This window comes from Rhizobacter sp., from assembly GCF_035702065.1.
In the GTDB taxonomy this organism is placed as follows: domain Bacteria; phylum Pseudomonadota; class Gammaproteobacteria; order Burkholderiales; family Burkholderiaceae_C; genus Rhizobacter.
Genome location: NZ_DASSRA010000048.1, coordinates 1 through 7034 on the forward strand (window position 1 = coordinate 1; position 7034 = coordinate 7034).

The 7034-nt window shown below is 67.0% G+C and carries 9 protein-coding genes; 5 read left to right on the forward strand and 4 right to left on the reverse strand.

Features of this window, described 5'->3' with window-relative positions:
• The first annotated feature begins 29 nt into the window (after positions 1-29).
• The gene (locus tag VFL64_RS02150) at positions 30-551 is read left to right on the forward strand and encodes a 3'-5' exonuclease (RefSeq protein ID WP_489538735.1); all 522 of its coding nucleotides are present in this window, start codon (positions 30-32) and stop codon (positions 549-551) included.
• Between the two features lie 12 nt (positions 552-563).
• Here VFL64_RS02150 and argG read toward each other — a convergent pair whose 3' ends face one another.
• Positions 564-1898 (reverse strand): argininosuccinate synthase, encoded by a 1335-nt coding sequence (gene argG / locus VFL64_RS02155; protein WP_489538736.1) that lies wholly within the window; start codon positions 1896-1898, stop codon positions 564-566.
• Positions 1899-1996: 98 nt separating this feature from the next.
• Here argG and ppnP point away from each other — a divergent pair, with 98 nt between their 5' ends.
• On the forward strand, positions 1997-2308 hold the full coding sequence (gene ppnP, locus VFL64_RS02160) for a pyrimidine/purine nucleoside phosphorylase (protein WP_489538737.1): 312 nt from the start codon (positions 1997-1999) through the stop codon (positions 2306-2308).
• Position 2309: 1 nt separating this feature from the next.
• Here the strand turns inward: ppnP and murB are convergent, their stop codons facing one another.
• Positions 2310-3326 carry a UDP-N-acetylmuramate dehydrogenase gene (gene murB / locus VFL64_RS02165; protein WP_489538738.1) on the reverse strand — a complete coding sequence of 339 codons (1017 nt, stop codon included), beginning with the start codon at positions 3324-3326 and terminating at the stop codon, positions 2310-2312.
• A gap of 40 nt (positions 3327-3366) precedes the next feature.
• On the opposite strand from murB, the gene VFL64_RS02170 reads away from it, so the two are divergent.
• On the forward strand, positions 3367-3855 hold the full coding sequence (locus tag VFL64_RS02170) for a YajQ family cyclic di-GMP-binding protein (protein ID WP_489538739.1): 489 nt from the start codon (positions 3367-3369) through the stop codon (positions 3853-3855).
• A gap of 2 nt (positions 3856-3857) precedes the next feature.
• The gene (locus VFL64_RS02175) at positions 3858-4493 is read left to right on the forward strand and encodes a retropepsin-like aspartic protease family protein (protein ID WP_489538740.1); all 636 of its coding nucleotides are present in this window, start codon (positions 3858-3860) and stop codon (positions 4491-4493) included.
• A gap of 15 nt (positions 4494-4508) precedes the next feature.
• Here VFL64_RS02175 and VFL64_RS02180 read toward each other — a convergent pair whose 3' ends face one another.
• Together VFL64_RS02180 and VFL64_RS02185 are read right to left on the reverse strand one after the other, a co-directional pair.
• A complete protein-coding gene (locus VFL64_RS02180; RefSeq protein ID WP_489538741.1) occupies positions 4509-5285 on the reverse strand; it encodes an exodeoxyribonuclease III in 777 nt (258 codons plus the stop codon).
• A gap of 8 nt (positions 5286-5293) precedes the next feature.
• Positions 5294-6472, reverse strand: coding sequence for an MFS transporter (locus tag VFL64_RS02185; RefSeq protein ID WP_489538742.1), 1179 nt, complete (start codon positions 6470-6472; stop codon positions 5294-5296).
• Positions 6473-6523: 51 nt separating this feature from the next.
• Here VFL64_RS02185 and VFL64_RS02190 point away from each other — a divergent pair.
• A partial coding sequence (locus VFL64_RS02190) for a pseudouridine synthase (RefSeq protein ID WP_489538743.1) occupies positions 6524-7034 on the forward strand: 511 nt, incomplete at its 3' end.

Consider the following 7034-nt stretch of genomic DNA (forward strand, 5'->3'; position numbering starts at 1 on the left):
TGCGGGCCGCTTCTTGCTTATGCTGCTGCATGGTCGTCGCCTCCGCACCGCGCCTGGTGGAAGCACCCGCTTTCCTCGACATCGAGGCGTCGGGCTTCGGGCGGGCGAGCTATCCGATCGAGGTGGGTTGCGTGCTCCCCAACGCCAGCAGCTTCTGCAGCCTGATCCGCCCGGCCCCCGGCTGGACGCACTGGGATCCGGCTGCCGAGAAGATCCACCACATCCCCCGCGCCACCCTGGAGCAGCACGGCCGCGACGCGCGCGAAGTGGCCCGCGCCCTCAACGAATGCCTGCGCGGCCAGACCGTCTACAGCGACGGCTGGGCGCACGACTACCCATGGCTCGCCACCTTGTATGAAGAGGCCGAGATGGTGCCCAGCTTCAGGCTCGACAGCCTGCGCGCCCTGCTGACCGAGCAGGAGGCCCGCCAGTGGCAATCAACCAAACTGCAGGTGAGCCGCGCCATGACGGGCCAGCGCCACCGTGCGAGTGCCGATGCGCGGCTGCTTCAGTCCACGCTGATCCGGCTGCGCCACGAGCAGGTGGCGTAGCCGGCTGCGCGCTCAGTTCTTCTTGTCGTCCAGGCGCAGCATCTCGGTCGATGCGTCGCCGGTCAGCAGCCCGGCGGCGGCGTAGATGCCGAGCTTGTCGCGCGTGTCGCTGATGTCGAGGTTGCGCATGGTGAGCTGGCCGATGCGGTCTTGCGGCGAGAACATCGACTCGCCCTTCTCCATCGTCAGGCGCTCCGGCTTGTAGGTGAGATTGCTGGAGACCGTGTTCAGGATGGAGTAGTCGTTGCCACGGCGCAGCTCGACGGTCACCTCGCCGGTGATGGCACGCGCCACCCAGCGTTGCGCCGTCTCGCGCAGCATGATGGCCTGCGGGTCGAACCAGCGGCCCTGGTAGAGCAAGCGGCCCAGCCGGCGGCCATGGTCGCGATACTGCTCGATGGTGTCTTCGTTGTGGATGCCGGTCACGAGCAGCTCGTAGGCGATGTAGAGCAGCGCCAGGCCCGGGGCCTCGTAGATGCCGCGGCTCTTGGCCTCGATGATGCGGTTCTCGATCTGGTCGCTCATGCCCAGGCCATGGCGACCACCGATCTCGTTGGCCTTCATGATCAGGTCGACCAGGCTCCTGTACTCGACGCCGTTGATCGCCACCGGCACGCCTTCTTCAAAGCGCACGGTCACCTCTTCGGCCTTGACCACCACGTCGTCGCGCCAGAAGGCCACGCCCATGATGGGTTGCACGATCTTCACGCCGCTGTTCAGGTGCTCCAGATCCTTGGCCTCGTGCGTGGCGCCGAGCATGTTGGAGTCGGTGGAGTAGGCCTTCTCGGCCGACATCTTGTAGGCGAAGCCGGCCTGGCTCATGAAGGCCGACATCTCGGCGCGGCCGCCCAGCTCGTCGATGAAGGCCTGGTCGAGCCAGGGCTTGTAGATCTTGAGCGACGGGTTGGCGAGCAGACCGTATCGGTAGAAGCGCTCGATGTCGTTGCCCTTGAAGGTGCTGCCGTCGCCCCAGATGTTGACGTCGTCTTCCTTCATCGCGGTGACGAGCATCGTGCCAGTGACGGCGCGACCCAGCGGCGTGGTGTTGAAGTAGGTCACGCCGGCGGTCGTGATGTGGAAGGCGCCACTTTGCAACGCCGCGATGCCTTCGGCTGCGAGCTGCGAGCGGCAGTCGATCAGGCGCGCCTTCTCGGCGCCATAGAGCATGGCCTTGCGCGGGATCTCGTTGTAGTCCGGCTCGTCGGGCTGGCCCAGGTTGGCGGTGTAGGCATAGGGCAGCGCGCCCTTCTTCTTCATCCAGTGCAGGGCGGCGCTGGTGTCGAGCCCGCCGGAGAAAGCGATGCCGACTTTCTGCCCGAGGGGCAGGCTTTGGAGGATGGTGGCCATGGGGTGGAAGCGTTGGAGAGGGCGTTCAGGTGAGCCGCTGATTTTAGGTGCACTTACACTTTGCCCCCTCCCCCTTCAAACCGCATCACCTCCTCGCCATGACCGACAAGATCACCGCCACCGTCAGCACCCGCGCCAACGTCTACTTCGACGGCAAGTGCGTCTCGCACAGCATCGAGCTGGCCGACGGCAGCAAGAAGAGCGTGGGCGTGATCCTGCCCTCGTCGCTGCGCTTCAACACCGGCGCACCGGAGGTGATGGAACTCATCGAGGGCGTGTGCCGCGTCAAGTTCGCCGGCAGCGACAGCTGGCTGGCCTACAGCGCCGGGCAGTCGTTCAGCGTCCCGGGCAAGTCGTCCTTCGACATCGAGGTGACGCAGACGCTGCACTACGTCTGCCACTTCGGTTGATTCAGACCACCACCGGCTCCGGTTCCAGCCGGATGCCGAAGCGTCCGTAGACGCTCTCCTGGATGGCGCGTGCGAGCGTCATCACCTCCGAGCCAATGGCGCCACCGCGGTTCACCAGCACCAGCGCCTGCTTCTCGTAGACGCCGGCTCGGCCCACGGTCTTTCCCTTCCAGCCGCAGGCGTCGATCATCCAGCCCGCTGCGAGCTTCATGCTGCCGTCGGGCATGGGGTAGTGAACGATCTCCGGGTCGCGGCCGATGATGTCGCGGCATTGCTCGGGCGTAACCACCGGGTTCTTGAAGAAGCTGCCGGCATTGCCCACAACCGCCGGGTCGGGCAGCTTGGCGCGGCGGATGGCGCAGATCCAGTCAAACACCTGCTGCGGGCTGGGCTGCGAGATGCCCGTCTCGGTCATCTTGCGCTCCAGCTCCAGGTAGCCCAGCACGGGCTGCCAGGGCTTGGGCAGGCGGAAGCGCACTCGGGTGATGACCACGCGGCCGGCCAGTGAGCGCTTGAACTCGCTGTCGCGGTAGCCGAAGGCGCACAGCTCGGCGCTCAGCGTGACGGTGCGCCCCGTCACCAGATCGACCGCGTCGAGCGATTCGAAGCGGTCTTTCATTTCGATGCCGTAGGCGCCAATGTTCTGCACCGGCGAGGCGCCCACCGTGCCGGGGATCAGCGCCATGTTCTCCAGGCCAGGGTGACCTTGCGCGAGCGTCCAGGCCACGAACTCGTGCCAGTTCTCACCGGCACCGGCTTCGACGATCCATGCGTCAGCGCGCTCCTCGACCAGGCGGCGGCCGATGACCTCGACCTTGAGCACCACCTGCGGCATGTCGCGCGTGAGGATGATGTTGCTGCCACCGCCCAGCACGAACTTGGGCGAGCGGCCAAGCTGCGGGTGGTCGACCACCTGCCGCACGTCTGCATCGCTCGCCACGCGAACCAGCGTCTGCGCCACCGCCGGCAGGCCGAAGCTGTTGTAGGGTTTCAGGCTCACGCCCGACTCGATTTGCATGGCAGAATTTTCGCCTATTAAGCAGCCAGAGACTTGCCCCATGCCCAGCTTTGACGCCGTTCTCGACCCCAACCTCGTCGAGGTGCGCAATGCGGTCGATCAAACTTCCAAGGAAATCGGCACCCGCTTCGACTTCAAGGGCTCCTCGGCCCGCGTCGAGCTCAAGGAGAAGGAGCTCACGGTCTACGCCGACAGCGACTTCCAGATCGGCCAGGTGCTCGACATCCTGCTGGCCAAGATGACCAAACGCAACGTCGACATCCGCTTTCTCGACCGCAGCGCGAAGATCGAGAAGATCGGCGGCGACAAGGTCAAGCAGCAGATTACCGTCAAGAGCGGCATCGACAGCGACACCGCCAAGAAGATCCAGAACCTCATCAAGCAAAGCAAGATGAAGGTGCAGGCCGCCATCCAGGGCGACACGGTGCGCGTCACCGGCGCCAAGCGCGACGACTTGCAGGCCGCGATGGCACTGATCCGCAAGGACGTGCCCGACGCGCCGCTCTCCTTCAACAACTTCCGCGACTGAACATGCGCACGCTCGCCGCGGCCGGGCTGCTGCTCGCAAGCCTCACCGCTGGCGCGCAGACCGTCTCGATGAGTGGCCGACTGGGCGAGAAGGCCTTGTTGTTGATCGACGGCAGCCCGCGCACCGTGGCCGTGGGCAGCACGGTGCAGGGCGTCAAGCTGGTGAGCGTGACGGCCGATGCCTCGGTGGTCGAGATCGGTGGACAGCGCACCACCGTGCCCCTGGGTGGCACGCCGGCGAACCTGGGCGGCGCAGCCAGCGAGGGCGGTGGATCGCGCATCGTGATGACCGCCGGGCCAGGCGGCCATTTCGTCACAGGCGGCTCGATCAATGGACGCGCGGTCGACTTCGTGGTGGACACCGGCGCCACCAGCATCGCCATGAGCCAGTCGGACGCCGAACGCATCGGCATCAAGTACCAGGAAGGCCGGAGCGGCATGGCAGGCACGGCCAACGGCATGGTGACCGTGCACCGCGTGGTGCTCAACTCGGTGCGCGTGGGCGACGTGACGGTCTACAACGTCGAGGCACTGGTGATCCCGTCTCAGATGCCCTACGTGCTGCTGGGTAACAGCTTTCTTAGCCGCTTTCAGATGAAGCGCGAGAACGACGTGATGACACTGGAGAAGCGGCCCTGAGCCGGGCGGGCTCGCTCAGCCCAGCTGCACCCACACCGGCGCGTGGTCGCTGGCCTTTTCCTTGCCGCGGGTGTCGCGGTCGACGTCGCCCGCCTTGAGCCGTTTGGCCAGCTCGGGCGAGAGCAGCAGGTGGTCGATGCGGAAGCCCGCGTCGCGCTGCCAGCGCTGGCGCATGTAGTCCCAGAAGGTGTACTTGGGCACGCCCGGGTGCAGGGTGCGGATGGCGTCCGTCCAGCCCTGGTCCAGCATCCTGAAGTAGGCGGCCCGGCTCTCGGGCTGGGTCAGCGCGTCCTTCACCCACGAGGCGGGGTTGTAGATGTCGGCCTTGTCGTCGGTGGGGATCACGTTGTAGTCGCCCAGCAGGATCGTCGGCTTGCCTTCCTTGAGCAGGCTGGCCGAATGCTCGATGAGGCGGTCGAACCACTTGAGCTTGTAGTCGAACTTCGGGCCGGGCTGCGGGTTGCCGTTGGGCAGGTAGAGGCAGCCCACGACGATGCCATTGACTTCAGCCTCGATGTAGCGGCTGTGCGTGTCGTCGGGGTCGCCGGGCAGGCCGCGGCGGCGCTCCTGCGGTTTCACCCCCTTGGCCAGGATGGCCACGCCGTTGAACGACTTCTGGCCGTGCCAGATGGCCTCGTAGCCGGCTTCGCGCAGCGCCTCGTGTGGGAACTTCTCGTCTGGCGTCTTCAGCTCCTGCAGGCAGGCGACGTCGGGCGAGGTTTCGGCCAGCCATTCCAGCAGGCGCGGCTGCCGGGCGTTCATGCCGTTGATGTTGAAGGTGGCGATTTTCATGGGCCCGATCATCGCAGCGGCGGGCGGGCCAGCGCAAACGCCAGCCATGAACCCACGCCCAGCAGGGCCAGCACCAGCATCACCTCTCGGTAGCCGGGCACGACCAGCAGCAGCCAAGCGGCAGCCACCGGCGCAGCCGCGCGCGAGACCAGCGCGATCGTCGTCATCGCCCCGCTGATGCGGCCCACGTGCTCGCGGCCGAAGTAGTCGGGCACGATATTGCCGCGCACGATGGTGCTCAGCCCGTTGGCGATGCCGAAGCAGGCCGCGAAGACCAGCAAGGCACCGAAGTGGTCGGCCAGCGCGAAGACGGCCAGCGAGGCCGGTGTGCCCGCCAGCACCACCAGGCCCAGCCGGCGCGGTGTGACGTATCGGCCCAGCCAGAGGTAGACGATGCGCCCCGCCACCTGCGCCGGGCCGACCCACATCACCGCCGCCAGGGCCTGCGCCTCGCTCGTGCCCTTGGCGGCGAAGGCCGGCATGATGTGCGCCCACAAAGCGGCCGACACGAAGGCGTAGAGCGTGAAGGTGATGGTCAGCAGCCAGAACGCGCGGTGGCGCAGGGCCTCGTGCAAGGTGGCGTCATCGGCCGCGTCGTGCGCGGCGGGGCGCGCCGGCGTGTCGGGCCCGCGCAGGGCCCAGGCGTGCAACGGCGCCACGCCGCACAGCAGCACCACGCCGATCACCACCAGGGCATCGCGCCAACCCCAGGTCGCGATCAGCCACGCGACGGCCGGGAACGACAGCGTGCTGGCAAAGCCGCCCACCAGCGTGAGCGAGGTGATGCCTTCGCGGTAGTGGTCGGGGAAGCGCTTGGTCAGCACCGAGAACGCGGGCTCGTAAAGGCACATGGCCATCGCCGCGCCCATCAATGCCCAGGCGACGTAGAGCCAGGCGAGCGCATGGACTTGCGACCACAGCAGGAAGCCCACGCCGGCCAGCGCGGCGCCCAGCGCCATCACCCAGCGGCCCTGGCCGCGGTCGATGGCGGCACCGGCGGCGTAGCTGCTCACGCCCCACACCGTCATGCCCAGGGTGAAGGCACCCATCATCCCGGGCTTGCTCCAGCCGAACTCGCGCTGCATGGGCAGCACGAAGGAGGAGAAGCCATAGAACAGGGCCGCCCACGTCAGGAGCTGGCCCAGGGCAAGGGCGACGATGGTGGAGCGGTAGGCCGGCGGTTTCACGGGCGCGATTATCGTGAGCGATGATGCCGGGGTTCCCGCCATCCAGCTCCCATGAAACTCTCGCAGATCCTCTTTTCCCAAGGCTTCGGCGCCCGCCGCGAATGCGAAGGCCTGATCGCCTCCGGCCACGTGAGCATCGACGGCCAGGTGCACGACGACCCGTTCGAGGATCTGGACCCCGATGGCCTCGTGTTCAGCGTGCGCGGCGAGGCGTGGCCGTACCACGCCAAGGCCTTGATCGTGATGAACAAGCCGCAGGGCGTGGAGTGCTCCCAAAAGCCCAAGCACCACATGAGCGTATACAGCCTGCTGCCCGTGCCGCTGCGCCGGCGCGACCTGCAAAGCATCGGCCGGCTCGACGAAGACACCACCGGCCTGCTGCTCTTCACCGACGACGGCGCACTGATCCACCGCCTCACCTCGCCCAAGAAGCATGTGAACAAGGTCTACGACGTGACGTGCAAGCACCCCGTCACGCCCGACCAGGTGCAGCGGCTGCTGGCCGGCGTGAAGCTCGTCGACGACCCGGCCACGGTGGCCGCCGCCGCCTGCGAGGTGACGG

What these genes read in the sequence shown, in the direction of transcription:
- VFL64_RS02150 (WP_489538735.1), top strand. Translation starts at nt 30, where the DNA reads ATGGTCGTCGCCTCCGCACCGCGCCTGGTGGAAGCACCCGCTTTCCTC.
- argG (WP_489538736.1), bottom strand. Translation starts at nt 1,898, where the DNA reads ATGGCCACCATCCTCCAAAGCCTGCCCCTCGGGCAGAAAGTCGGCATC.
- ppnP (WP_489538737.1), top strand. Translation starts at nt 1,997, where the DNA reads ATGACCGACAAGATCACCGCCACCGTCAGCACCCGCGCCAACGTCTAC.
- murB (WP_489538738.1), bottom strand. Translation starts at nt 3,326, where the DNA reads ATGCAAATCGAGTCGGGCGTGAGCCTGAAACCCTACAACAGCTTCGGC.
- VFL64_RS02170 (WP_489538739.1), top strand. Translation starts at nt 3,367, where the DNA reads ATGCCCAGCTTTGACGCCGTTCTCGACCCCAACCTCGTCGAGGTGCGC.
- VFL64_RS02175 (WP_489538740.1), top strand. Translation starts at nt 3,858, where the DNA reads ATGCGCACGCTCGCCGCGGCCGGGCTGCTGCTCGCAAGCCTCACCGCT.
- VFL64_RS02180 (WP_489538741.1), bottom strand. Translation starts at nt 5,285, where the DNA reads ATGAAAATCGCCACCTTCAACATCAACGGCATGAACGCCCGGCAGCCG.